The organism is Enterobacter sp. Sphag1F, from assembly GCF_014193275.1.
In the GTDB taxonomy this organism is placed as follows: domain Bacteria; phylum Pseudomonadota; class Gammaproteobacteria; order Enterobacterales; family Enterobacteriaceae; genus Pantoea; species Pantoea symbiotica.
Map to the genome: position 1 here is coordinate 572,693 of NZ_JACHZD010000004.1, position 23,979 is coordinate 596,671.

The 23,979-nt window shown below is 51.6% G+C and carries 23 protein-coding genes, 5 tRNA genes and 1 other annotated feature; of the genes, 21 read left to right on the forward strand and 7 right to left on the reverse strand.

Annotated features, from left to right (window positions below):
- The first annotated feature begins 123 nt into the window (after window positions 1-123).
- The 11 genes from alaS (at window position 124) to luxS (ending at window position 7,637) form a co-directional block, all read left to right on the forward strand.
- Entirely contained in the window at window positions 124-2,751 is a 2,628-nt protein-coding gene (gene alaS, locus FHW71_RS16035; protein WP_179452278.1) for an alanine--tRNA ligase, read from the forward strand.
- Window positions 2,752-3,000: 249 nt separating this feature from the next.
- Window positions 3,001-3,186 (forward strand): carbon storage regulator CsrA, encoded by a 186-nt coding sequence (gene csrA / locus FHW71_RS16040; protein ID WP_008104508.1) that lies wholly within the window; start codon window positions 3,001-3,003, stop codon window positions 3,184-3,186.
- A gap of 305 nt (window positions 3,187-3,491) precedes the next feature.
- A tRNA-Ser gene (locus FHW71_RS16045) sits at window positions 3,492-3,584 on the forward strand.
- An 8-nt stretch (window positions 3,585-3,592) separates the two neighbouring features.
- Window positions 3,593-3,669: transfer RNA gene (locus FHW71_RS16050), tRNA-Arg, on the forward strand.
- Window positions 3,670-3,754: 85 nt separating this feature from the next.
- Window positions 3,755-3,831 (forward strand) — tRNA-Arg (locus FHW71_RS16055).
- A gap of 55 nt (window positions 3,832-3,886) precedes the next feature.
- Window positions 3,887-3,963, forward strand: a tRNA-Arg gene (locus tag FHW71_RS16060).
- A 62-nt stretch (window positions 3,964-4,025) separates the two neighbouring features.
- A tRNA-Arg gene (locus FHW71_RS16065) sits at window positions 4,026-4,102 on the forward strand.
- A gap of 241 nt (window positions 4,103-4,343) precedes the next feature.
- A complete protein-coding gene (gene yqaB / locus FHW71_RS16070) occupies window positions 4,344-4,910 on the forward strand; it encodes a fructose-1-phosphate/6-phosphogluconate phosphatase (RefSeq protein WP_008108985.1) in 567 nt (188 codons plus the stop codon).
- Window positions 4,907-5,335, forward strand: a complete 429-nt coding sequence (locus FHW71_RS16075; RefSeq protein WP_061719953.1) for a YqaA family protein — start codon at window positions 4,907-4,909, stop codon at window positions 5,333-5,335. The genes yqaB and FHW71_RS16075 overlap by 4 nt, the downstream gene beginning before the upstream one ends.
- A 31-nt stretch (window positions 5,336-5,366) precedes the next feature.
- Complete coding sequence (gshA, locus tag FHW71_RS16080) at window positions 5,367-6,971, forward strand: glutamate--cysteine ligase (RefSeq protein WP_179452279.1); 1,605 nt, start codon at window positions 5,367-5,369, stop codon at window positions 6,969-6,971.
- Window positions 6,972-7,121: 150 nt separating this feature from the next.
- Entirely contained in the window at window positions 7,122-7,637 is a 516-nt protein-coding gene (gene luxS, locus FHW71_RS16085; RefSeq protein WP_007893307.1) for an S-ribosylhomocysteine lyase, read from the forward strand.
- 53 nt (window positions 7,638-7,690) lie between these two features.
- Here the strand turns inward: luxS and FHW71_RS16090 are convergent, their stop codons facing one another.
- A complete protein-coding gene (locus FHW71_RS16090; RefSeq protein WP_008108991.1) occupies window positions 7,691-8,977 on the reverse strand; it encodes an HlyC/CorC family transporter in 1,287 nt (428 codons plus the stop codon).
- A 10-nt stretch (window positions 8,978-8,987) separates the two neighbouring features.
- Window positions 8,988-9,782 (reverse strand): inner membrane protein YpjD, encoded by a 795-nt coding sequence (locus FHW71_RS16095; RefSeq protein ID WP_008108993.1) that lies wholly within the window; start codon window positions 9,780-9,782, stop codon window positions 8,988-8,990.
- A gap of 167 nt (window positions 9,783-9,949) precedes the next feature.
- Between FHW71_RS16095 and ffh the strand changes: the two genes are divergently transcribed.
- The 5 genes from ffh (at window position 9,950) to rplS (ending at window position 13,463) form a co-directional block, all read left to right on the forward strand.
- Window positions 9,950-11,311 (forward strand): signal recognition particle protein, encoded by a 1,362-nt coding sequence (gene ffh, locus FHW71_RS16100; RefSeq protein WP_008108995.1) that lies wholly within the window; start codon window positions 9,950-9,952, stop codon window positions 11,309-11,311.
- A gap of 143 nt (window positions 11,312-11,454) precedes the next feature.
- On the forward strand, window positions 11,455-11,703 hold the full coding sequence (gene rpsP, locus FHW71_RS16105) for a 30S ribosomal protein S16 (protein ID WP_007893313.1): 249 nt from the start codon (window positions 11,455-11,457) through the stop codon (window positions 11,701-11,703).
- Between the two features lie 18 nt (window positions 11,704-11,721).
- Window positions 11,722-12,270, forward strand: a complete 549-nt coding sequence (rimM, locus tag FHW71_RS16110; RefSeq protein ID WP_008108998.1) for a ribosome maturation factor RimM — start codon at window positions 11,722-11,724, stop codon at window positions 12,268-12,270.
- Window positions 12,271-12,305: 35 nt separating this feature from the next.
- A complete protein-coding gene (gene trmD / locus FHW71_RS16115; protein WP_036649673.1) occupies window positions 12,306-13,070 on the forward strand; it encodes a tRNA (guanosine(37)-N1)-methyltransferase TrmD in 765 nt (254 codons plus the stop codon).
- Window positions 13,071-13,112: 42 nt separating this feature from the next.
- On the forward strand, window positions 13,113-13,463 hold the full coding sequence (gene rplS / locus FHW71_RS16120) for a 50S ribosomal protein L19 (protein ID WP_007893316.1): 351 nt from the start codon (window positions 13,113-13,115) through the stop codon (window positions 13,461-13,463).
- 57 nt (window positions 13,464-13,520) lie between these two features.
- Here rplS and FHW71_RS16125 read toward each other — a convergent pair whose 3' ends face one another.
- Window positions 13,521-14,042 (reverse strand): GNAT family N-acetyltransferase, encoded by a 522-nt coding sequence (locus FHW71_RS16125; protein WP_179452280.1) that lies wholly within the window; start codon window positions 14,040-14,042, stop codon window positions 13,521-13,523.
- A 287-nt stretch (window positions 14,043-14,329) separates the two neighbouring features.
- Between FHW71_RS16125 and FHW71_RS16130 the strand changes: the two genes are divergently transcribed.
- Complete coding sequence (locus FHW71_RS16130; protein WP_061719955.1) at window positions 14,330-15,409, forward strand: 3-deoxy-7-phosphoheptulonate synthase; 1,080 nt, start codon at window positions 14,330-14,332, stop codon at window positions 15,407-15,409.
- Window positions 15,410-15,415: 6 nt separating this feature from the next.
- On the forward strand, window positions 15,416-16,537 hold the full coding sequence (tyrA, locus tag FHW71_RS16135; protein WP_061719956.1) for a bifunctional chorismate mutase/prephenate dehydrogenase: 1,122 nt from the start codon (window positions 15,416-15,418) through the stop codon (window positions 16,535-16,537).
- A 33-nt stretch (window positions 16,538-16,570) separates the two neighbouring features.
- Here tyrA and pheA read toward each other — a convergent pair whose 3' ends face one another.
- From pheA to bamD, 4 genes are all read right to left on the reverse strand, one after another.
- A complete protein-coding gene (pheA, locus tag FHW71_RS16140) occupies window positions 16,571-17,734 on the reverse strand; it encodes a bifunctional chorismate mutase/prephenate dehydratase (protein ID WP_179452281.1) in 1,164 nt (387 codons plus the stop codon).
- A gap of 22 nt (window positions 17,735-17,756) precedes the next feature.
- Window positions 17,757-17,881 (reverse strand) — a sequence feature (Phe leader region).
- Window positions 17,833-17,880 (reverse strand): pheA operon leader peptide PheL, encoded by a 48-nt coding sequence (pheL, locus tag FHW71_RS16145; protein ID WP_100703679.1) that lies wholly within the window; start codon window positions 17,878-17,880, stop codon window positions 17,833-17,835. It overlaps the preceding feature by 48 nt.
- A 96-nt stretch (window positions 17,882-17,977) precedes the next feature.
- On the reverse strand, window positions 17,978-18,304 hold the full coding sequence (gene raiA / locus FHW71_RS16150; protein WP_008109009.1) for a ribosome-associated translation inhibitor RaiA: 327 nt from the start codon (window positions 18,302-18,304) through the stop codon (window positions 17,978-17,980).
- A 277-nt stretch (window positions 18,305-18,581) separates the two neighbouring features.
- Window positions 18,582-19,322: an outer membrane protein assembly factor BamD gene (bamD, locus tag FHW71_RS16155; RefSeq protein WP_008109011.1), complete on the reverse strand. Its 741-nt coding sequence runs from the start codon at window positions 19,320-19,322 to the stop codon at window positions 18,582-18,584.
- Between the two features lie 130 nt (window positions 19,323-19,452).
- Between bamD and rluD the strand changes: the two genes are divergently transcribed.
- From rluD to clpB, 3 genes are all read left to right on the forward strand, one after another.
- On the forward strand, window positions 19,453-20,433 hold the full coding sequence (gene rluD / locus FHW71_RS16160; RefSeq protein ID WP_008109013.1) for a 23S rRNA pseudouridine(1911/1915/1917) synthase RluD: 981 nt from the start codon (window positions 19,453-19,455) through the stop codon (window positions 20,431-20,433).
- Window positions 20,430-21,158, forward strand: a complete 729-nt coding sequence (gene yfiH, locus FHW71_RS16165; RefSeq protein ID WP_179452282.1) for a purine nucleoside phosphorylase YfiH — start codon at window positions 20,430-20,432, stop codon at window positions 21,156-21,158. Before rluD ends, yfiH begins: the two co-directional genes overlap by 4 nt.
- A 126-nt stretch (window positions 21,159-21,284) precedes the next feature.
- A complete protein-coding gene (gene clpB / locus FHW71_RS16170; RefSeq protein WP_179452283.1) occupies window positions 21,285-23,858 on the forward strand; it encodes an ATP-dependent chaperone ClpB in 2,574 nt (857 codons plus the stop codon).
- Window positions 23,859-23,979: the final 121 nt, after the last annotated feature.

A 23,979-nucleotide genomic window follows, 5' to 3' on the forward strand; every position in this document is an offset into this window, starting at 1 on the left:
TTTTACTTCCCACTGAAGAAAATTTATCTTATTCCCACTTTTTGTTCCTCAGTCAGCGGCAGGCCGGATGGATAGGGTTTGCCAGCGAAAGGGAACGTTCGTTAGCGTGATTCCAGGAATTTTATGAGCAAGAGCACTGCTGAGATCCGTCAAGCGTTTCTCGACTTTTTTCATAGCAAGGGACATCAGGTTGTAGCCAGCAGCTCCCTCGTACCGAACAACGACCCGACTTTGCTGTTTACCAATGCTGGGATGGTCCAGTTTAAAGACGTTTTCCTCGGTCAGGATAAGCGCGACTATGCGCGCGCAACGACGTCTCAGCGTTGTGTGCGTGCCGGCGGCAAGCATAACGACCTCGAAAACGTGGGCTACACGGCACGTCACCACACCTTCTTTGAAATGTTGGGCAACTTCAGCTTTGGTGATTACTTCAAGAAAGAAGCGATCGCTTATGCATGGGAACTGCTGACGGGTGAGCAGTGGTTTAAGCTGCCTAAAGAGCGCCTGTGGGTGACCGTCTATGAAACAGACGATGAAGCCTTCGAAATCTGGGCTAACGATATTGGTGTGCCGCGCGAGCGCATTATCCGTATCGGTGACAACAAAGGCAGCGCTTATGCTTCAGATAACTTCTGGCAGATGGGCGACACCGGTCCTTGCGGTCCATGCACCGAAATTTTCTTCGATCACGGCGATCATATCTGGGGTGGCCCGCCGGGCAGCCCGGAAGAAGATGGCGATCGTTACATCGAGATCTGGAACATCGTCTTCATGCAGTTCAACCGTCAGGCCGACGGCACCATGGAGCCGCTGCCGAAACCGTCAGTGGATACCGGCATGGGTCTGGAGCGTATTGCTGCCGTGCTGCAGCACGTTAACTCCAACTATGAAATCGATCTGTTTGCCAAATTGATCAAGTCTGTTGCACAGGTAACTGGCGCAACCGATCTGGATAACAAGTCGCTGCGCGTTATCGCCGACCATATTCGCTCTTGTGCCTTCCTGATCGCCGATGGCGTAATTCCATCGAACGAAAACCGCGGCTATGTGTTGCGTCGCATCATTCGTCGCGCGGTGCGTCACGGCAATATGCTGGGCGCGAAAGAGGCATTCTTCTACAAGCTGGTTGCGCCACTGATCGAGGTGATGGGTGCCGCAGGTGAAGATCTGAAGCGTCAGCAGAAGCATGTTGAAAACGCGCTGAAGAACGAAGAAGAGCAGTTTGCTAAAACGCTGGAGCGTGGGCTTGCGCTGCTGGATGAAGAGCTGGCAAAACTGCAGGGCGATACCCTTGATGGCGAAACGGTGTTCCGTCTGTACGATACCTTTGGTTTCCCTGCGGATTTGACTGCTGATGTATGCCGTGAGCGCAATCTGAAGATTGATGAAGCCGGTTTTGAAGCCGCGATGGAGCAGCAGCGTCAACGTGCGCGTGAAGCCAGTGGTTTTGGTGCCGACTATAACAATGTCATTCGCATTGATGCCGCAACCGACTTCAAAGGCTATGACCATCTGGAACTGAACGCGACAGTCGAAGCACTGTTCGTCGAGGGTCAGCAAGTTGATCAGATCAGCGCAGGTCAGGACGCGGTGGTCGTGCTTGATGAAACGCCGTTCTACGGTGAGTCAGGTGGACAGGTTGGCGATACCGGCGTGCTGGCTGGGCAGAATGCTGAATTTAGCGTTCAGGACACTCAGAAGTATGGTAAAGCGATTGGACATATCGGTAAGCTGAGCAGCGGCCAGTTACGCGTTGGCGACCGTTTGCATGCCCAGGTTGATGAAACCCGCCGCGCGCGCATCCGCTTGAATCACTCTGCCACGCACTTGCTGCATGCCGCACTGCGTCAGGTGTTGGGTGATCACGTAGGACAGAAAGGCTCGCTGGTTAACGATAAGTATCTGCGTTTCGACTTCTCTCATTTTGAAGCCATGAAGCCGCAGGAAATCCGTCAGGTTGAGGATATTGTTAACGCGCAGATTCGCCGCAACCTTGCCGTTGAGACCGAAATCATGGATCTCGATGACGCAAAACAGAAGGGCGCAATGGCGCTGTTTGGCGAGAAATACGATCAGCGCGTACGTGTGCTGACCATGGGCGATTTCTCTACTGAGCTGTGCGGTGGTATCCACGCGCTGCGTACCGGTGATATTGGCCTGTTCCGCATTCAGTCTGAATCGGGCACTGCTGCAGGTGTACGCCGCATTGAAGCCGTAACCGGCGAAGGTGCGTTGGCACAAGTGAATGCGCAGAGCCAACAGTTGCTGGATGTGGCGCAATTGGTGAAAGCCAATAGCAGTAATTTGAATGAGAAGGTGCGCGGCCTGGTTGATCACGTCCGTGCGCTGGAAAAAGAGTTGCAACAACTGCGCGATCAGCAAGCTGCGCAGGAAAGCGCTTCATTGAGTAGCAAAGCGGTTGACGTTAAAGGCACGAAGTTGCTGGTCAGTGAACTGAGCAACGTTGAGCCAAAAATGTTGCGTACCATGGTTGACGATCTGAAAAACCAGTTAACGTCTGCCATCATCGTGTTGGCAACGGTTGATGATGGAAAAGTTTCACTGATTGCTGGTGTGACCAAAGATCTCACTGACCGCGTAAAAGCCGGCGAGCTGATTGGCGAACTTGCCTCTCAGGTTGGCGGTAAAGGCGGTGGTCGCCCAGATATGGCTCAGGCCGGCGGGACAAATCCGCAGGCGCTGGCTGGCGCGCTGGCTGGCGTGCAGGAATGGGTCAGTAACCGACTGTAACGTATAAAACTTCGCATTGTGATAAGCGCCAGAAGCCCGTTTTCTGGCGCTTTTTTAACGCGGTGCACACCAGGTAATGACAAAGTCCGGTTGATGTAGTGTATTTCGGCTAAACTAACTATCAGCAGAATGTATTGGCATGGCGAAGCACAATGGTGTATTTGTCATAGGCATTGTTCAGCGTTATATGATGGATACGGCCGGGAGACCGAACAAGCCCGACTCTTTTAATCTTTCAAGGAGCAAAGAATGCTTATTCTAACTCGTCGAGTTGGTGAAACCCTCATGATTGGCGATGAGGTGACTGTAACGGTGCTGGGTGTTAAAGGTAACCAGGTCCGCATTGGTGTTAACGCGCCTAAAGAAGTTTCGGTTCATCGCGAAGAGATCTATCAGCGTATTCAAGCCGAAAAAACTCAAGCCTCGAGTTACTAACGGATTCAGCGCCTCGCTCCTGAGCGAGGCGCTACCGGTTTTTCCCCTCCAGTCCCGCACATCTCCCGTTTTTCTTTCTCAATCCCTCCAGTCTTTTAATCCGCATTTGTGTTCTCCAGCAGCCTTTCTTTGTTGATAAATCACTCTTTTTGTCGTTAAAGCATCCGAATTGAGCGTCATTTGTGCAATCAAACAAAAGGCTGGAAATAAATGTTTGACTTATAAGTCCGGGAAAGTAATATGTGCGCCACGCAGTGCCGATGAGCAGAAACAAGTTCAGAAGCACGGTTCGGAAGAACGCGTAAGGTGAGGTGGCCGAGAGGCTGAAGGCGCTCCCCTGCTAAGGGAGTATGCGGTCAAAAGCTGCATCCGGGGTTCGAATCCCCGCCTCACCGCCATTTCCGATGCATCCATAGCTCAGCTGGATAGAGTACTCGGCTACGAACCGAGCGGTCGGAGGTTCGAATCCTCCTGGATGCACCATTCGGAATGGTGAAGTAAGAGTGAACGAGCAGTTCCTTTCATGGTGAGTTGTTAGCACCCTGCGTTGTACAAGAATTAACTCGATGCATCCATAGCTCAGCTGGATAGAGTACTCGGCTACGAACCGAGCGGTCGGAGGTTCGAATCCTCCTGGATGCACCATTCTTCGTATCATCCTCAGGTTGTTTCAGTTAGTCCATCGTAAGAAAACCTCAATGCATCCATAGCTCAGCTGGATAGAGTACTCGGCTACGAACCGAGCGGTCGGAGGTTCGAATCCTCCTGGATGCACCATTCCTCTTCAAACTTCTCAAACTTCTCAAACTTCTCAAAATTGACTTCAGCAGTAACTCGATGCATCCATAGCTCAGCTGGATAGAGTACTCGGCTACGAACCGAGCGGTCGGAGGTTCGAATCCTCCTGGATGCACCATCTCTTCTTCATTACCTTTCTGTTTTTGACTCTCAGTTTCTGAATCCTGCGCCAATCAAATCCACTTGCAAAAAAATTGCTGAATTAACCGGCGTTTAACCCCGGCATTGCACTCTGACCTTTTTCCGAAAACGAAAAAAACTAATGCTTTCAAAGCATTTGCGGTTAAGCGCGCCTGGCGACAACCTGAGCGCATTACGCTAAAGTAATGGCTCATTTTGTGGTGCTCGATGGAGTGACAATGTACGACCAATATGACGCCTTGATTTTCGATATGGACGGCACAATTCTGGATACTGAGCCGACACATCGAAAAGCCTGGCAACAGGTGCTTGGCCGCTATGGTTTCACCATGGATGAAGAAAAAATGGTGGGCTTCAACGGCGCTCCAACCTGGCAACTGGCGCAGTTCATTCTTGAGCAGAACAATGCAACGCACGATCCACATCTGCTGGCGGCGGAAAAAACCGCTGCGCTGAAAGCGATGTTGCTGGATGACGTGCGTCCGCTGCCGTTGATGGACGTGGTCAAAGCCTATCATGGCCGCCGTCCGATGGCGGTGGGCACCGGCAGTGAACACAGCCTGGCAAAAGCCCTGCTCGAAGAGCTAGGCGTTTACCACCTGTTTGATGCGGTTGTCGGAGCGGATGACGTACAGCGTCATAAACCGCAGCCGGATACCTTTTTACGCTGCGCTGAATTGATGGGCATCGCGCCCGAGCGCTGTGTGGTGTTTGAGGATGCTGACTTCGGCGTACAAGCCGCCAAAGCAGCAGGCATGGACGTGGTTGATGTCCGTTTACTGTGAATGAATTTCTGACCTATGGATCGTTATTCGGCAGCAGCTTCCTGAGTGCGACTCTGTTACCGGGGAGCTCGGAAGCGGTGCTGGTTGCACTGCTGATCGCCCAAAAGGGTTCGGTTTATGGATTGTTATTGGCTGCATCAGTGGGAAACACGCTGGGTGGCCTGACCAACATTCTTCTTGGTCGCCTGATGCCACCAAAAGGGCAAGGGCGATGGCACGACACAGCAATGACGTGGTTACACCGATTGGGACCTGCAGCACTGATTTTCAGCTGGCTGCCGGTAGTGGGCGACTTACTCTGCGTGCTCGCAGGTTGGTTGCGCTTTGCCTGGCTGCCTTCGGTGCTGTTCCTCGCTATCGGTAAAACGCTGCGTTATATCGTTATCGCGACCGCCACATTACAAACAATGCAATGGTGGCATTGATTCGCACAGATTCGAGGCTACGGTTAACATTATGCTGAACAAAAATAAATTATTCACACAGCGGGAGGTTAATGTGATCCCGGACGTATCTAAGGCACTTTCCTGGCTGGAAGCGCATCCTGACGCGTTAAAGGGTATCGGCCGTGGTATTGAGCGCGAATCGTTACGCGTAAAACCCGATGGTCACCTGGCAACCACAGGACATCCTGAGTCACTCGGTTCGGCGCTCAAGCATGATTGGATTACCACCGATTTTGCTGAAACGCTGATGGAGTTCATCACACCGGTCGATCAGAGCATCGATCGTTCACTGGCGTTTCTGCGCGATATTCACCGCCATGTGGCGCGTGAGTTGGGTGATGAGCGCTTGTGGCCTTTCAGCATGCCTGGCTTCATTGATGATGTTAATAGCATCGAGCTGGCGCAGTATGGCAGCTCCAACATCGGCAAAATGAAAACGCTGTATCGTCAGGGGCTGAAGAATCGCTATAGCGCGCTGATGCAGATTATCTCTGGCGTGCACTACAACTTCTCGCTGCCGCTGTCGTTCTGGCAGGAGTGGGCGGATGTGAAAGATGCCGAAAGCGGCAAAGAGACCATCTCTGCCGGCTATCTGCGTTTGATTCGCAACTACTATCGTTTTGGCTGGGTCATTCCTTATCTGTTCGGTGCATCGCCAGCGATCTGCTCCTCATTCCTGCAAGGGCGTGAGAGCAATCTGCCGTTTGAAACTGACGGCAAAGGCACGCTGTGGCTGCCTCATGCCACCTCGCTGCGCCTAAGTGACCTCGGTTACACCAATAAATCGCAGAGCGGGTTGGGCATCACCTTTAACTCGCTTGAAGGCTACGTTGCGGCACTGAAAGCGGCGATCAAAACGCCGTCGGAAGAGTATGCCGCCATGGGCACCAAAGATGCCGATGGCAACTGGCTGCAGCTGAACACCAACGTGCTGCAGATTGAAAATGAGCTGTATGCACCGATTCGTCCGAAACGCGTTACGCGTTCAGGTGAAGCGCCATCTGATGCGCTGCTGCGCGGCGGGATTGAATACATTGAAGTGCGTTCGCTGGATATCAACCCATTCTCCGCGATTGGTGTAGATGCCGATCAGGCGCGTTTCCTCGATCTGTTTCTGATTTGGTGTACGCTGGCTGACGCGCCGGAAATGAGCGCGGATGAGCTGCTGTGTACGCGTAAAAACTGGAACCGCGTGGTGATGGAAGGGCGCAAACCCGGCCAGGTTATTGCTGTGGGTTGCAGCGAACCCGAACATACGTTGGTTGAAGTGGGTAAAGCGCTGTTTGCCGATCTGCGTCGCGTGGCGGAAGTACTCGACAGCAATCACGGCAACACGCAATATCAACAGGTTTGCGATCAACTGTTGGCATCTTTCGACGATCCTGAGCTAACCTATTCGGCGCGCATTCTGCATGCGATCAAAGAAAACGGTTTAACCGGCGCTGGCGTGGCCTTGGCGGAACAGTATCGTCATCTGCTATGCGAAGAGTCGTTAGAAATTCTGACTGAAGAGGACTTTAGTCGTCAGGCGTTGGAGTCAGTGCAGGCACAAGAGAAGCTGGAACAGAGCGATACGCTGGATTTCGAAAGCTACCTTGCGGGTCGCGAAGGCTAGAAAAGAAAATGGCCACATCAATGTGGCCAAAATAAACATCTCTGTTGTCAGGGATGATGATAACAAATGCGCGTCTTTCATATATTCAGACGCTGGACGAACAGAAAAGTTTCATCGTTTTAAAAAAAATCTCAAAACAGGAGGTGACGTATGCCACTACTGGATAGTTTTACTGTTGATCACACCATCATGGGCGCACCTGCAGTACGTGTAGCAAAAACCATGAAAACTCCGCATGGCGATACCATCACCGTTTTCGACCTGCGTTTTTGCCGTCCGAATATTGAAATTCTGACTGAGCGTGGCATTCATACGCTGGAGCACCTGTTTGCTGGCTTCATGCGTAATCACCTGAATGGTGACGGCGTTGAAATCGTCGACATCTCTCCGATGGGTTGCCGTACTGGCTTCTACATGAGTTTGATTGGTACGCCTGACGAGCAGCGTGTAGCGAAAGCCTGGAAAGGCGCGATGGAAGATGTTCTGAAAGTTAAAGAGCAGGGCCAGATTCCAGAGCTGAACGAATATCAGTGCGGCAGCTACAAACTGCACTCACTGGATGAAGCGCAGCAGATCGCGCGCAATGTGCTGGCTCACGACATCGGCGTGAACCGCAACGAAGATTTGAAGCTGCCAGCTGAAAAGCTGAAAGAGCTGCACATCTAGTTGAGACACAATGAAAAACGCCGCGATTATCGCGGCGTTTTTGTTTGCAGGCTTCAGGAGCCGATGGAGGATTTTAGTGCGTGGTGCGGTGTGATGCGCACCTGCTTCACCATGTTGTCCTGCACATCGAGGATATCGATATCGTAGGCACCAAGGGTAACGCGGGTATCAACCAGCGGAATCTCTTCCAGTGCTTCCAGCAGCATGCCATTAATGGTGCGCGCATCCTCTTCCGGCAGCGTCCAGTTGAAGGCTTTGTTGATTTCACGCACATTGGCGCTGCCTTCAATCAATACCGAACCATCATTTTGCGGCATCACTTCTTCGGCCAGCGATGGCGACATTGAGGTGGTGAAATCGCCCACGATCTCTTCCAGAATATCTTCGATCGTCACTAAGCCTTTAACATCGCCATATTCATCAACCACCATGCCGACTTTCTTTTTGTTACGCTGAAATTTAACCAGCTGCACGTTAAGCGGGGTGCCTTCCGGTACATAGTAAATTTCATCAGCAGCACGCAACAGGCGATCTTTGTTGAACTCTTTCTTCTCGGTCATCATGCGCCAGGCTTCACGCACACGCAGCATACCAACGCAATCATCCAGCGAATCGCGGAACAGGACGATGCGTCCATGCGGCGAATGACTCAGCTGGCGCTCTATCGATTTCCAGTCATCATTGACGTTGATGCCGACGATCTCATTACGCGGCACCATGATGTCATCGACGCTGACTTTCTCCAGATCGAGCACTGACAGCAGCATGTCCTGATTACGACGCGACATCAGCGAACGTGATTCATGCACGATGGTGCGCAACTCTTCTTTGCTTAACGCCGAGTTGATTGAACCGTCGGTTTTAATGCCCACCATGCGCATCAAAATGCGGGTGATGGTATTCAGCAGCCACACCAGCGGCAACATCACATACTGCAGCGGAGCCAGTAACACGCTGCTGGGATAGGCCACTTTTTCTGGATAGAGCGCCGCGACCGTTTTCGGCAGCACTTCAGCAAATACCAGCACCACAAAAGTCAGAATACCGGTGGCAATCGCCACGCCGGCATCGCCATACAGGCGCATACCGACAATGGTGCCAAGAGCGGAGGCGAGGATATTAACGAGGTTATTGCCGATTAAAACCAGGCTGATCAGGCGATCGGGACGACGCAGAAGTTTTTCCACCCGACGCGCGCCGCGATTGCCGCTTTTGGCTTTATGGCGCAATTTGTAACGATTGAGCGTCATCATGCCGGTCTCTGAACCGGAGAAATACGCAGAGACCAGCACCATGATGACCAGCGTAATGATCAGCGTGGTGGTTGAAACGTGTTCCAACACAAAATCCTTAGTGAGAGGTGAGCAGGTGCTGAAGAACGCGGCTGCCGAAATAGGCCATGGTTAGCAGCAATGCGCCGCCACAGTTAAACCACACGACGCGGCGTCCGCGCCAGCCTTCACGATAGTGTCCCCAAAGCAGAACGATGTAGACAAACCAGGCAATGATGGAAAGAACCGCTTTATCCACATTCTCAGCGCTAAACAGGTTATGCATGAAGAGCAAACCGGTGCACAGCACCAGCGTCAATAGCACGACACCAATCTGCGTGATGTGGAACATTTTGCGCTCAATGCTGAGCAGCGGCGGCATATCCTGAGTGAAAGCCAGTTTCTTATTTTTCAACTGGTAATCGATCCACGCCAGCTGCAGCGCATACAGTGCCGCAATGATCAGCGTGGCATAGGCAAACAGCGACAGGCCGATGTGCACCATCATGCCCGGTGTGGTTTCCAGATGCGTAATAAAGGCATTCGGCACAAAGGTGGCAAAGGCCAGATTTATCAACGCAAAGCTGTAAACAATCGGTAGCAGCAGCCAACCACGATTACGCGAGGCGACAATCGTCATGATGGCGCAGATCAGCAGGCTAACCAGCGAGCCGATATTGAGCAGGCTGAGGTTTTGCCCGTTATCAACAGCAAAAATGCGCTGCTGCAGGGCAACTGCGTGCGCAATCAGCGCCACGCAGGCAGAAAGCACAGCAAAACGACGCCAGCCACCGTTGCGTTTAAGCAGGCTGGGAATGATCAATGCAAGGCTGAGGGAGTAGGCGAACAGCGCCACGATCGCGAAAACGAACATAGATCCTTTCAGGTATCGGTCAGATAAGGAAAAAAGCAGTATAGCGCCAGCAGCAGCAGGCTCCAAACGATCTGACGGTCAATTGCAGAGATCGCTTCGTCTTCGTGTTATAATCCGCCGCATTGTGTCGCCTATGGCGGCCTCGCTACGGTTCTAAGTGAGAGAGCATGTTTGATAATTTAACCGATCGTTTGTCGCAAACCCTGCGCAATATCAGCGGCCGCGGAAGGCTGACCGAAGACAACATCAAAGACACGCTGCGTGAAGTTCGCATGGCGCTGCTGGAAGCTGACGTTGCGCTGCCGGTGGTGCGTGAATTTATTAATCGCGTGAAAGAGGCCGCCGTTGGCCACGATGTGAACAAAAGCCTGACGCCAGGCCAGGAGTTCATCAAAATCGTGCGCAATGAACTGGTTGCGGCGATGGGCGCTGAAAATAATGCGCTCAATCTGAATGCTCAGCCGCCAGCCGTGGTGCTGATGGCCGGTTTGCAAGGTGCCGGTAAAACTACCAGCGTGGCAAAACTGGGTAAATTCTTGCGCGAGAAGCACAAGAAGAAAGTGTTGGTGGTTTCTGCTGACGTTTATCGCCCAGCGGCGATCAAACAGCTGGAAACCCTGGCTGAGCAGGTCGGCGTTGATTTCTGTCCGTCAGATCTGAGTCAAAAGCCGGTCGACATTGTTCAGAACGCGCTGAAACAAGCCAAAGTCCAATTCTACGATGTGCTGCTGGTGGATACCGCCGGTCGTTTACACGTCGATGAAGCGATGATGGACGAAATCAAACAGGTACACGCCGCGATCAATCCGGTGGAAACGCTGTTTGTGGTCGATGCCATGACCGGTCAGGATGCCGCCAACACCGCGAAAGCCTTCAACGAAGCGCTGCCGCTGACCGGTGTGATCCTGACGAAAGTCGATGGTGATGCGCGCGGTGGTGCGGCGCTGTCGATTCGTCACATCACCGGCAAGCCAATCAAATTTATGGGGATGGGCGAGAAGACCGAAGCGCTGGAAGCTTTCTATCCAGAGCGTATCGCGTCGCGCATTCTTGGCATGGGCGATGTTCTGTCGCTGATCGAAGATATTGAGAGCAAAGTTGACCGCGATCAGGCGGAGAAACTGGCGAAGAAACTGAAAACCGGCGACGGTTTTGATCTCAACGACTTCCTTGAGCAGTTGAAGCAGATGCGCAACATGGGCGGCATGGCGAGCCTGATGGGCAAACTGCCGGGCATGGGACAGCTGCCAGACAACGTGAAATCACAGATGGATGACAAAGTGCTGGTTCGCATGGAAGCCATCATCAATTCGATGACGCGTAAAGAGCGTGAAAAGCCAGAAATTATCAAGGGTTCGCGCAAACGTCGTATTGCGCTGGGCTCAGGCATGCAGGTGCAGGACGTCAACCGACTGCTGAAACAGTTCGATGATATGCAGCGCATGATGAAGAAAATGAAGAAAGGCGGCATGGCCAAAATGATGCGTGGCATGAAAGGTATGATGCCGCCTGGATTCCCTGGTCGCTAAGGCGGCCGCACAGAAAGCCGGTTATTTGACACACTCAGGTTGCTTTTTGCGCCAAAATGAGTAAAATTTTCGGGCTTTTTATATCGCGCTCGGGCCCCGTTCCTCGATGGGGCCCGAGCGCTTTATTAACTAATGAGGATGTTATGGTAACAATTCGTTTGGCACGTCACGGCGCTAAAAAGCGTCCGTTCTATCAGGTCGTCGTAACTGACAGCCGCAATGCTCGTAACGGTCGTTTCATCGAGCGCGTAGGTTTCTTCAACCCGATCGCTTCTGGTCAGGCTGAAGGTCTGCGTCTGGATCTGGACCGTATTGAGCACTGGGTTGGCCAGGGCGCAACGCTTTCTGATCGCGTTAACGCGCTGATCAAAGAAGCAAAGAAAGCAGCTTAATCTGTCACGGTGGTGAGCATGAGCATTAAACCTGCCGGGCAGCCTCCCGTTAACCCGATTGTATTGGGAAAAATGGGCGCGGCTTACGGAATTCGGGGTTGGCTCAAAGTGTTTTCCTCCACTGAAGACGCTGAAAGCATCTTCGACTACCAACCTTGGTTCATCCAGCGCGCCGGTAAATGGCAGCAGGTCGAACTCGAGGGCTGGAAGCACCACAATCAGGACCTGATCATCAAAGTCAAAGGCATTGACGATCGGGACGCTGCGGCACAGTTGACCAATTGCGAAATTACGGTCGACTCCACGCAGCTGCCAGCGCTGGAAGCAGGCGATTACTACTGGAAAGACCTTATGGGTATGAAAGTAGTGAACCTCGAAGGCTACGAGATGGGCAAAGTCATTGATTTGATGGAAACCGGATCGAACGACGTTCTCGTCGTTAAGGCAAACCTGAAGGATGCATTCGGTGCGCAAGAGCGGTTAATTCCGTTTCTTGATGAACAGGTTATCAAGAAAGTCGATCTCTCTACTGGCCTTATTGAAGTAGATTGGGATCCTGGTTTTTGATCTCCGGACAATCCGGTAACGTAACGGCGAACGCGATGTGGATTGGTGTTATTAGCCTGTTTCCAGAGATGTTTCGCGCTATTACCGAGTACGGGGTAACTGGCCGGGCAGTAAAAAATGGCCTGCTCGACATTCAAAGCTGGAGTCCTCGTGACTTCACGCATGACCGGCACCGTACCGTGGACGATCGTCCTTACGGCGGCGGACCGGGAATGTTGATGATGGTGCAACCCTTACGGGACGCCATCTCCGCAGCGAAAGCGGCGGCGGGAGAAGGCGCTAAGGTGATTTATCTTTCACCTCAGGGACGCAAACTGGACCAACAGGGCGTTTGCGAACTGGCGACCAATCAGAAGTTGATTCTGGTATGCGGTCGCTATGAAGGGATAGATGAGCGCGTGATTCACACAGAGATTGATGAAGAATGGTCAATCGGTGATTACGTTCTCAGTGGCGGTGAGCTGCCAGCCATGACGTTGATTGACTCGGTCGCCCGGTTTATTCCCGGCGTACTGGGGAAACAGGCGTCAGCCGATGAGGATTCGTTCTCGGATGGTTTGCTGGATTGCCCGCACTACACCCGACCTGAAGTGTTAGAAGGGATGGAAGTTCCGCCAGTTTTACTGTCGGGCAACCATGCCGATATTCGCCGCTGGCGCCTGAAACAGTCGTTAGGCCGTACCTGGCTAAGAAGACCTGAACTTCTGGAAAACCTGGCTCTGACTGAAGAGCAAGCACGGTTGCTAAATGAGTTCCAGCGTGAACATCAGCAGCAACAAAACGATGAGGCGGGAGAGTAATCTTCCCTCACTATCAGTTTACCCAGGATAAGAGATTTAATTATGAGCAACATTATCAAGCAACTTGAACAAGAGCAGATGAAGCAGGACGTACCTTCATTCCGTCCGGGTGATTCCGTGGAAGTGAAAGTATGGGTCGTAGAAGGTTCTAAGAAGCGTCTGCAGGCATTCGAGGGCGTGGTTATCGCTATTCGTAACCGCGGTCTGCATTCTGCATTCACTGTTCGTAAGATTTCTAACGGCGAAGGTGTTGAGCGTGTCTTCCAGACTCACTCTCCAGTAATTGACAGCATTGCTGTTAAACGTCGTGGTGCTGTACGTAAAGCCAAACTGTATTACCTGCGTGAGCGTACCGGTAAGTCAGCTCGTATCAAAGAGCGTCTTGGCGCGTAAGCGACTTCTCAAAGTTAATAGCAAACAAGGGGTTGGCCATTTGGCCAGCCCCTTTTTTTATGAGCGCTTTAAATGATAGATTGCGCCATTCACCGCTCCGCTCTCCAGAATGATCAGCCCAAAGCAATAATCAACCAATGTGAAGCCGCAGCGTAAGGCAACCGCGCGACTGGCTTGATTCTCTTCTGCTGCCAGAATCTCCAGCTGATTGATACGTGGATATTGGAAGCCAAATTCGACCAACTGCACCACCGCACGCGTCGCAACGCCTTGCCGCTGAGCATCGCTGCGCACCCAATACCCTAATGTACTGCTTTCGTCCGGATTCTTTGCGAAACGAATACCGGCGCTTCCCAGCAACCGATCGTTGCCATCCACAATAGCGAACTCTTCCGCCTCGCCTTTACTGCGTTGAATGCGCGTGAAATCGATCCAGCTGGCCGCTTCATCGGGATGATAACTATCGTGAGCCCAAGCCATCCAGGGTTTTAACGTACCTAGCGATTCGTTGACGGCTTGAGTGAAAGCATCGATATCCTGCAACGTGAAAGGGCGCAGTGTGACAAGCGAAATGGACATCGCACGATCCCTGAAAAATAATGAATAACAAAATGTTAGCTCGGCTGCTGGCAAAAATCATTAACGGGATTTATTGTTGTGTAATTATTTATTTACATCTTGATGCTTTGGTGGTTTTGTTTAAGTTAATGATATTTATATCTTATATGTGCTTTAAAGTGGTTTTTTATTTTAGTGGTAATAAAAGTGTACATGTGTGGATTGCAAGATGTACAGGGTGTGGTAAAGTAAGCGCCATCCTCACAGAGGATCCCAAACCGCATAAACGAGTAAAAAGGATCGCAATCATGCAAAAAGACGCGCTGAACAATGTGCATATCGCCGACGAACAAATTTTGATTACCCCGCAAGAGCTGAAAGCCAAATTCCCGCTCACTGCGGCGCAGGAAGCGCAAATTGCGTCTTCTCGCCAGACCATTGCCGACATTATTGCGGGCCGCGATCCGCGCCTGTTGGTGGTTTGTGGTCCTTGTTCAATTCACGATACCGAAGCCGCACTTGCCTATGCCCGTCAGTTGCAATCTCTCTCTGCACAGTTGAAGGATCAGCTGTACATCGTTATGCGCGTTTATTTTGAAAAACCTCGAACCACCGTCGGCTGGAAAGGGTTAATCAACGATCCTTACATGAACAACTCGTTTGATATGGAAGCCGGCCTGCATATCGCACGTCAGCTGCTGGTTAATCTCGTCGAGATGGGATTACCGCTGGCGACAGAAGCACTGGATCCAAATAGCCCACAATACCTTGGCGATCTGTTTAGCTGGTCAGCGATCGGTGCGCGTACCACTGAATCACAAACCCACCGTGAAATGGCTTCAGGCCTTTCCATGCCGGTTGGTTTTAAAAATGGTACGGATGGCAGCCTTGGTACCGCGATTAACGCCATGCGCGCCGCTGCAATGCCGCACCGTTTTGTAGGTATCAATCAGGCTGGTCAGGTTTGCTTACTGCAAACCCAGGGCAACCCAGATGGACATGTGATTCTGCGCGGCGGTAAAGCACCAAACTACGGTCCAGAAGATGTCGCTCAGTGTGAAAAAGAGATGCTGAAAGCGGGACTGCGTCCGGCCTTAATGATAGATTGCAGCCATGGTAATTCTAACAAAGACTATCGCCGCCAGCCTGGAGTAGCCGAATCGGCTATCGCGCAGATTAAAGATGGAAACCGTTCCATCATTGGCCTGATGTTGGAAAGCAACATTCATGAAGGCAACCAGTCTTCTGAACAGCCACGTAGCGAAATGAAATACGGTGTATCCGTCACTGATGCTTGCATCGACTGGGAAACCACTGAAACGTTGCTGCGTGAAATCCATCAGGATCTGCAGGGAGTGCTGTCGGCGCGTCTGTCACACGAGGTGTAATGAGTCATGGTGGCTGAACTGACCGCGCTACGCGATCAAATCGATGAAGTAGATAAAGCACTGCTTGGGTTACTGGCAAAGCGACTGGAGCTGGTAGCCGAAGTAGGGGAAGTTAAAAGCCGCTACGGTTTGCCGATCTATGTTCCCGAGCGTGAGGCCAGCATGTTGGCTTCTCGCCGTCAGGAAGCTGAAGCGCTCGGTGTCTCGCCGGATTTGATTGAAGATGTATTGCGTCGCTTGATGCGTGAATCTTATGCGCATGAAAATGACAAAGGCTTTAAAACACTGTGTCCTACGCTGCGTCCGGTGGTAATAGTGGGTGGCCGCGGCCAGATGGGGCGTCTGTTTGAAAAGATGCTGACACTTTCTGGCTATCAGGTCCGCATTCTGGATAAAGGCGATTGGGAACGTTCGGACGAGCTGCTGAAAGATGCGGGCATGGTGATCATCAGTGTGCCAATCCATCTGACAGAGCAAATTATCGGTGAGCTGCCGAAGTTGCCAGAAGATTGCATTCTGGTCGATCTGGCCTCGGTGAAGAATCGCCCGCTGCAAGCGATGCTAGCCGCGCACACCGGACCGGTTCTGGGCTTGCATCCGATGTTTGGCCCAGACAGCGGCAGCCTGGCGAAGCAGGTTGTGGTGTGGTGCGATGGCCGTCAGCCGGAAGCTTATCAGTGGTTCCTTGAGCAGATTCAGGTTTGGGGCGCGCGGTTACATCGTATTAGTGCCGTTGAGCATGACCAGAATATGGCGTTTATTCAGGCACTGCGTCACTTTGCGACTTTCGCTTATGGTCTGCATCTGGCGGAAGAGAATGTTAATCTGGATCAGCTGTTGGCGTTGTCTTCGCCGATCTACCGCCTTGAACTGGCGATGGTTGGACGTCTGTTTGCGCAGGATCCACAGCTTTACGCGGATATTATTATGTCCTCGGAGAGTAATCTGGCGCTGATCAAACGTTATTACCAACGATTTGGCGATGCGATCAAACTGCTCGAGCAGGGCGATAAGCAAGCCTTCATCGATAGCTTCGAGCGCGTCGAACACTGGTTTGGTGATTACGCGAAACGCTTCCTGGTCGAAAGTAGAAGCATGCTGCGATCGGCGAACGATAGCCGGCAGTAAAAACAAAAGGCATCCGCGAGGATGCCTTTTTGCTTAGAGGCGCGGTTCAACCGGCACCACATTCTCGCCTGGATAGCAGCCGAGAACTTTTAATGAACGGGTTAAGCCGCTTAACTCTGTTAACGCCAGCTGCATATTCTCTGATTGCAGATTGCCTTGCACATCAATATAAAACATCTCTTCCCATGGATTGCCGTTGATTGGACGGTTTTCCAGTTTGCTCATGATCAGGCCGTGGTTACGCAATACCATCAGCGCTTCAACCAATGCGCCCGCTTGTTGGCCAGTCGCCATGATCAACGTAGTTTTTGCCGGAACCTGAGCGGAAACCTCAATCGCTTTACGTGCCAGCACGATGAAGCGCGTATGGTTCTGCTGCTGATTGGCCAGATTGCGCTCCAGTACCTGCAATCCATACAGCTCACCGCCCGCTTCACTACCCAATGCGGCAACCTTCGGAGAATTCATCGCGGCCACTTTCTCCATCGCTGCAGCGGTGCTTTCGGTGTATTCGATTTTCCATTGCGGGAAGCGATTGATGAATTGGCTGCACTGCTGGAATGGCTGTGGATGGCTGTACACCGTATCGATCTGCTGTAGATCAGTGCTGCCGTTGACCAACACACAGTGCTCAATCGGAATGGTCAGTTCACCCACAATTGATAGCGTGGTTTGCTGAAGCAGGTCGTAAACGTCGTTAATCGAGCCAGAGCTGGTATTTTCAATCGGCATTACCGCGTAATCCGCCTGACCACTCTCCACCTGATGAATAATGTCATGGAATTTCAGGCAGCCAATCTCCACCATTGAATCGAAATGTCGGGTGGCATATTTACGCGCGGCAAGATGTGAGTAAGAACCTTTCGGGCCAAGGAATGCAATGCGCGGCGCGTGAGCGTGTGGATGGTTGAGATTCTTTTGCAACAAGGCTTGCTGGGTAAGAACAGAATCTTCAATTACCAGCTGGAACAGGCGGGTAATGTAATGCGCATCAAGCTGATGCTTTTTACCCAGAGAAATCAGGTTTTCCAGCAGCGCGCGTTCACGTTCTACGTCTCGGATAGGGCGATGCGTTGCCAGTTTAGCTTGGGCAACGTCAACAGCCAGTGTGCGACGCTCCGACAAAAGCGCTAACAGTTTTTCATCAACGGCGCTGATTTTATCGCGCAAGGCCAGCAGCGGATTTTCGGGATTCATAGGGCTCACCTGTAAAATGTCCAATAAAAAAGCCTCCCATTTGGGAGGCTTTGTTGTTCGTCTTCGCATTCATTTTCACATGACGAATCGCCTCCCAATCAGGGGAAGGTAAAAAAGAATGCGAAGAAGAACGGCAGATGTTTCATGGTTGTTTCCATAAATGAAGTGGCTTGAGAGTAACCGCAGTGATTTAAAGCTGTCAATAAAAAACGCGCCCGAAGGCGCGTTACTAAAGATGTTTGTTTATTCCGTAGGAAGAAAATCTTTCACACTACTATTGGCGCGACGTGCTTCGGGTTTATGTTGCGCTTTATTAAGTTGTCGCTCCAGCTTAGCAATCAAGTCATTGATGGCCGTGTACATATCATCATGTTTCGCACTGGCAACCAGCGTTCCGTTAGGGGTATTAATAGTGGCATCAGCCACAAACTCCTTCGGCTCTTTCGATAACACAATGTGAGGGTTTATCAGATGTGTTTGCCATTTTTCCAGCTTGGCGAGACGCTCTTCAACGTGGTTACGGATGGCCTCGGTGATTTCCATTTGTTTGCTGGTAATGTTCAGAATCATAGTTAAACCTCTCTGTCATTTCCGTCTGGGTAGGACCAGCATACCGCGGATATTAAGAAAATGTGTGATCTAAATCACATTGAAATGTCACTTTTTGTCAATGCCGCTTAATTGTGAGAAAGGCCGGGAAAGTAGCCGGAAATGCTTGAAGACGAGTGCGGAAGGGCGCATGATTGAATGGATAACCGCAGCGATAAATCTCTAAAATTGTTGAGTTATCTACTAAATGACATAAAAAAAAGCAGCCTCATGGGCTGCTTTTTTGTGGGTGTCATAATCAAGACTGATTATTTGCCGCAATGATTTTTGCTACTTTGTCGGCTTCAGCCGTCAACTGCAGCTGGCGGTAAGCATTTTCCATCAACGGCAGCGCTTCATGCGTCGCCTCAGTATCCGGATAATCCTTCATCATGGTTTCCACGCGGTTAACAACAGCGACATAGGCACCGCGCTTGGTATAGAATTGCGCCACCGAGAGTTCATACTTCGCCAGGCGCTCTTTCAGGAATGCCAAACGTTTCTGCGCATCCGCAGCATATTGGCTGTTTGGATAACCGCGCAGTAATTGCGAGAAGTCACGGAAAGCATCACGAGCGTGCGTCGGATCACGATCGGAACGATCGATACCGAAGAAGCCCTGCAGTGCAGAATCATCCAGCGCCATATCCGTCAGACCTTTCATATAGATGACATAGTCGATATTCGGATGGGTTGGATTGAGACGCATAAAGCGAGATATAGCGGCTTGCGCCAGTGGCAGATCGGCATTTTTGTAATACGCGTAGATCAAATCCAGCTGTACTTGCTGCGAGTAAGGACCAAATGGATAGCGGTTATCCAGTGCTTCCAGTTGCTTAATCGCCGCTTTAAAGTTACCGTCCTGCAGCTTTTGCTGGGCCGTGGCGTAAATTTCAGACGGCGGGCTGTCCGGGACTGGATCTGATGAGCCAGAACAACCCACAAGCGCCAGGCTCAGGCTCAGTGTGGCAGCAGCCACCAGATGTTTCATACGCGTCATGACGAAATGATTATCCTCAAAGTGTTGTAGCAGAAGCTGTCCGTATAGCTCCCAGTTATGACCAGGTACGATAGCACATTATATTAAACGGCATCGCCGTGAAAACCCAACGTTAACGAAGAAGCTGTATATGGCACAACAAGTTCAACTCACCGCAACGGTGTCCGAAGCACAACTTGGACAACGCTTAGATCAGACTTTGGCAGAATTGTTCCCTGATTATTCACGTTCTCGCATAAAAGAATGGATTCTTGAGCGCCGAGTCAGCGTCAACGGCACTATCATCGATAAACCAAAAGAAAAAGTTTTTGGCGGTGAGCATGTCTCGATTGATGCTGAGATCGAAGAAGAGCAACGCTGGGAAGCGCAAAACATCCCGCTGAACATCGTCTATGAAGATGACGACATTCTGGTTATCAACAAACCTCGCGGTTTGGTGGTACATCCCGGCGCCGGTAATCCTGATGGCACGGTGCTTAACGCACTGCTTTATCACTATCCACCGATCGCTGACGTGCCTCGCGCAGGGATTGTTCATCGTCTGGATAAAGATACCACCGGTTTGATGGTGGTCGCGAAAACCGTTCCTGCACAAACTCACTTGGTTGAAACGCTGCAGCTGCGCGAAATCACGCGTGAATATGAAGCGGTAGCGATTGGCACCATGACCGCAGGCGGTACTGTGGATCAGCCAATGGCGCGCCACTCAACTAAACGCACACACATGGCGGTGCACCCGATGGGTAAACCGGCCACCACGCACTATCGCATCATGGAGCACTTCCGTGCCCATACGCGTTTGCGTTTACGCCTCGAAACCGGTCGTACGCATCAGATTCGTGTACATATGGCGCATATCAACCATCCGCTGGTGGGCGATCCGCTGTACGGAGGCCGTCCGCGTCCGCCAAAAGGTGCATCAGAAGCGTTCATCACTACGCTACGTGGTTTTGATCGCCAGGCGCTGCATGCCACGATGTTACGTCTCTATCACCCCATTACCGGTATTGAGATGGAATGGCATGCGCCATTGCCGCAGGATATGGTCGATTTAATTGATGCGCTGAAAGCCGATACCCTTGAATTCCGCGATCAGATGGATTGGCTATGAGTGAATGGATCATCCCGGATTGGCCTGCGCCGCAGCATGTTCGGGCATGTTCCACCACGCGATACGGCGGCGTCAGCGCTGCCCCCTGGGATTCGTTGAATCTTGGTGGGCACGTTGGCGACGCTGAAGCGCATGTTGCGCAGAATCGTCAACATTTAGTTGAGCAACTGGCGCTACCTGCAATGCCGCAATGGCTGGATCAGATTCATGGCCAAGTGGTTGCACGTTTACCCGCCAGCGCTCCGCTACCACGCGCAGATGCCGCCATCACCCGTGAAAGCGGGGTTGTTTGCGCAGTGATGACGGCGGATTGTTTGCCGGTGCTGTTTTGTAGCAAGGATGGTAGTGAAGTCGCTGCAGCGCACGCGGGTTGGCGTGGTCTCTGTAATGGCGTGCTGGAACAGACGTTGTCACAGTTTCACTGCTCGCCACATGACATTCATGCATGGCTTGGTCCGGCGATTGGGCCACAGGTATTTGAAGTTGGTCCGGAAGTCAGAACGGCATTTATGGCGCATGATTCCAAAGCGGAAGAAGCTTTCCGCCCGGTTGGTAACAAATACTTCGGGGATATTTGGCTGCTGGCTCGTCAGCGGTTACAAGCGGCCGGCGTACATTCCATCAGTGGTTCTACGCGTTGTACCTTCCAGGAGCGCGATGATTTTTTCTCCTACCGACGCGACGGAATCACCGGGCGTATGGCAACTTTGATTTGGCTGAGATAACCTTACTCCACAAGACGGTCCAGTTAGCGTATTTTTTGCTCACAACTCAGGTCATTAACCTTGAAAAATTTGAGGGATGACCTCATTTAATCTCCAGTAGCATTTTGACCTGTAATGGGAGGAATTATGCGTCTGGATCGTCTTACTAATAAATTTCAACTGGCACTTGCCGATGCACAGTCCCTTGCTCTGGGACATGACAATCAATTCATTGAACCCCTTCATTTGATGAGCGCATTGCTCAATCAGGAAGGCGGATCGGTGCGTCCGTTGCTCAGCGCAGCGGGTGCCGATGTGGCTGGCCTGCGTACCAGCATTGAACAAGCGATTAATCGACTACCGCAGGTTGAAGGGACCGATGGCGATGTACAGCCATCCGCCGATCTGATTCGGGTACTTAACTTGTGCGACAAGCTGGCGCAAAAGCGCGGCGACAACTTTATATCATCTGAATTATTTGTATTGGCGGCCCTCGATTCACGTGGTTCGCTGGCTGATCTTTTGAAATCAGTTGGCGCGACGTCGGAAAAACTCTCTAAGGCCATCGAGCAATTACGGGGAGGAGACAGCGTGAACGATCAAGGGGCTGAAGATCAGCGTCAGGCGTTAAAAAAATACACCATCGACCTTACAGAGCGTGCCGAACTCGGCAAGCTGGATCCGGTGATTGGTCGTGATGAAGAAATCCGCCGCACCATTCAGGTGTTGCAGCGTCGTACCAAAAATAACCCGGTACTGATTGGTGAACCCGGCGTCGGTAAAACGGCTATCGCCGAAGGTTTAGCGCAGCGCATCATCAATGGTGAAGTGCCGGAAGGGCTGAAAGGCCGTCGCGTGCTGGCGCTGGATATGGGATCGCTGGTCGCGGGCGCCAAATATCGTGGTGAATTTGAAGAGCGCCTCAAAGGCGTGCTTAGCGACCTGGCGAAGCAGGAAGGCAACGTCATTCTGTTTATCGACGAACTGCATACCATGGTTGGCGCCGGTAAAGCCGATGGTGCAATGGATGCGGGCAACATGCTGAAACCAGCATTGGCTCGCGGTGAGTTGCACTGTGTCGGCGCAACCACGCTGAATGAGTATCGTCAGTTCATTGAGAAAGATGCGGCGTTGGAACGTCGTTTCCAGAAAGTCTTTGTTGCTGAGCCGAGTGTGGAAGATACCATCGCGATTCTGCGCGGACTGAAAGAACGCTATGAACTGCACCACCATGTGCAGATCACCGATCCGGCGATTGTGGCTGCGGCGACTTTGTCGCACCGTTATATCTCTGATCGCCAGCTGCCGGATAAGGCCATCGACCTGATAGACGAAGCAGCTTCAAGTATTCGTTTACAGATGGATTCGAAGCCAGAATCACTCGATCGCCTTGAGCGCCGTATCATCCAGTTAAAACTGGAGCAGCAGGCGCTGAAGAAAGAGTCTGATGATGCCAGCGTGAAGCGTCTGGAAATGCTGGAAAGCGAACTTGGCCAGAAAGAGCGTGAATATGCTGAGCTGGAAGAAGAGTGGAAAGCAGAAAAAGCCTCTTTAACTGGCACGCAGAACATCAAAGCAGAGCTGGAACAAGCGCGCCTGACTATGGAGCAAGCACGTCGCGTTGGCGACCTGGGTCAGATGTCTGAACTGCAGTACGGAAAAATTCCGGAACTTGAGAAACAGTTAGCCATTGCTACGCAGTCTGAAGGCAAAACCATGAAGCTGTTACGTAATCGCGTAACGGATGTGGAGATTGCCGATGTGCTGGCGCGTTGGACCGGAATTCCTGTAGCACGCATGATGGAAGGTGAACGTGATAAGTTGCTGCGTATGGAGCAAGAGCTGCACTCACGGGTTATCGGTCAGAACGAAGCGGTAGAAGCGGTTTCGAATGCGATTCGTCGTAGCCGCGCCGGCTTGTCGGATCCGAATCGTCCAATTGGTTCCTTCCTGTTCCTTGGACCAACGGGTGTCGGTAAAACCGAATTGTGTAAAGCGCTGGCTAACTTCCTGTTCGACAGCGATGACGCGATGGTGCGTATTGATATGTCCGAGTTTATGGAAAAACACTCGGTATCACGGCTGGTGGGTGCGCCTCCGGGATATGTCGGCTATGAAGAGGGCGGTTATCTGACTGAAGCGGTGCGTCGTCGTCCTTATTCAGTGATTTTATTGGATGAGGTTGAGAAGGCGCATCCTGATGTCTTCAATATCCTGTTGCAGGTGCTGGATGATGGTCGCTTAACCGATGGACAGGGTCGCACGGTCGATTTCCGTAATACCGTGGTGATCATGACTTCCAACCTTGGCTCCGATCTTATTCAGGAACGTTTCGGTTCTCTGGATTACGCGGAAATGAAAGAGGTGGTGATGACGGTTGTGGGGCAGCATTTCCGCCCAGAGTTTATCAACCGTATCGATGACATGGTGGTGTTCCACCCATTGGGCGAAAAACACATTGCTTCCATTGCGCAGATTCAGTTACAACGTTTGTATAAACGTCTTGAGGAGCGCGGCTATCAGCTGCATATCTCCGATGAGGCGCTCAAACTGCTCGGCGAGAATGGCTATGACCCGGTTTATGGTGCGCGTCCATTGAAACGTGCTATCCAGCAGCAGATTGAAAATCCGCTGGCACAGCAGATTCTTTCTGGTGCCTTGGTTCCGGGAAAAACCATCGAAATGGATGTAAAAGATGATGTGATAGTTGCTCATCAGTAATCACTTCCGATTAAAACGGGCCTGCGGGCCTAATGCCAGTCAGTTAAGCCTGACTGGCATTTCTTCTTTTGGCTGTCGGGTACTTCCAGGGCCTCTCTTTCACCACTCTCGGGAACGACCT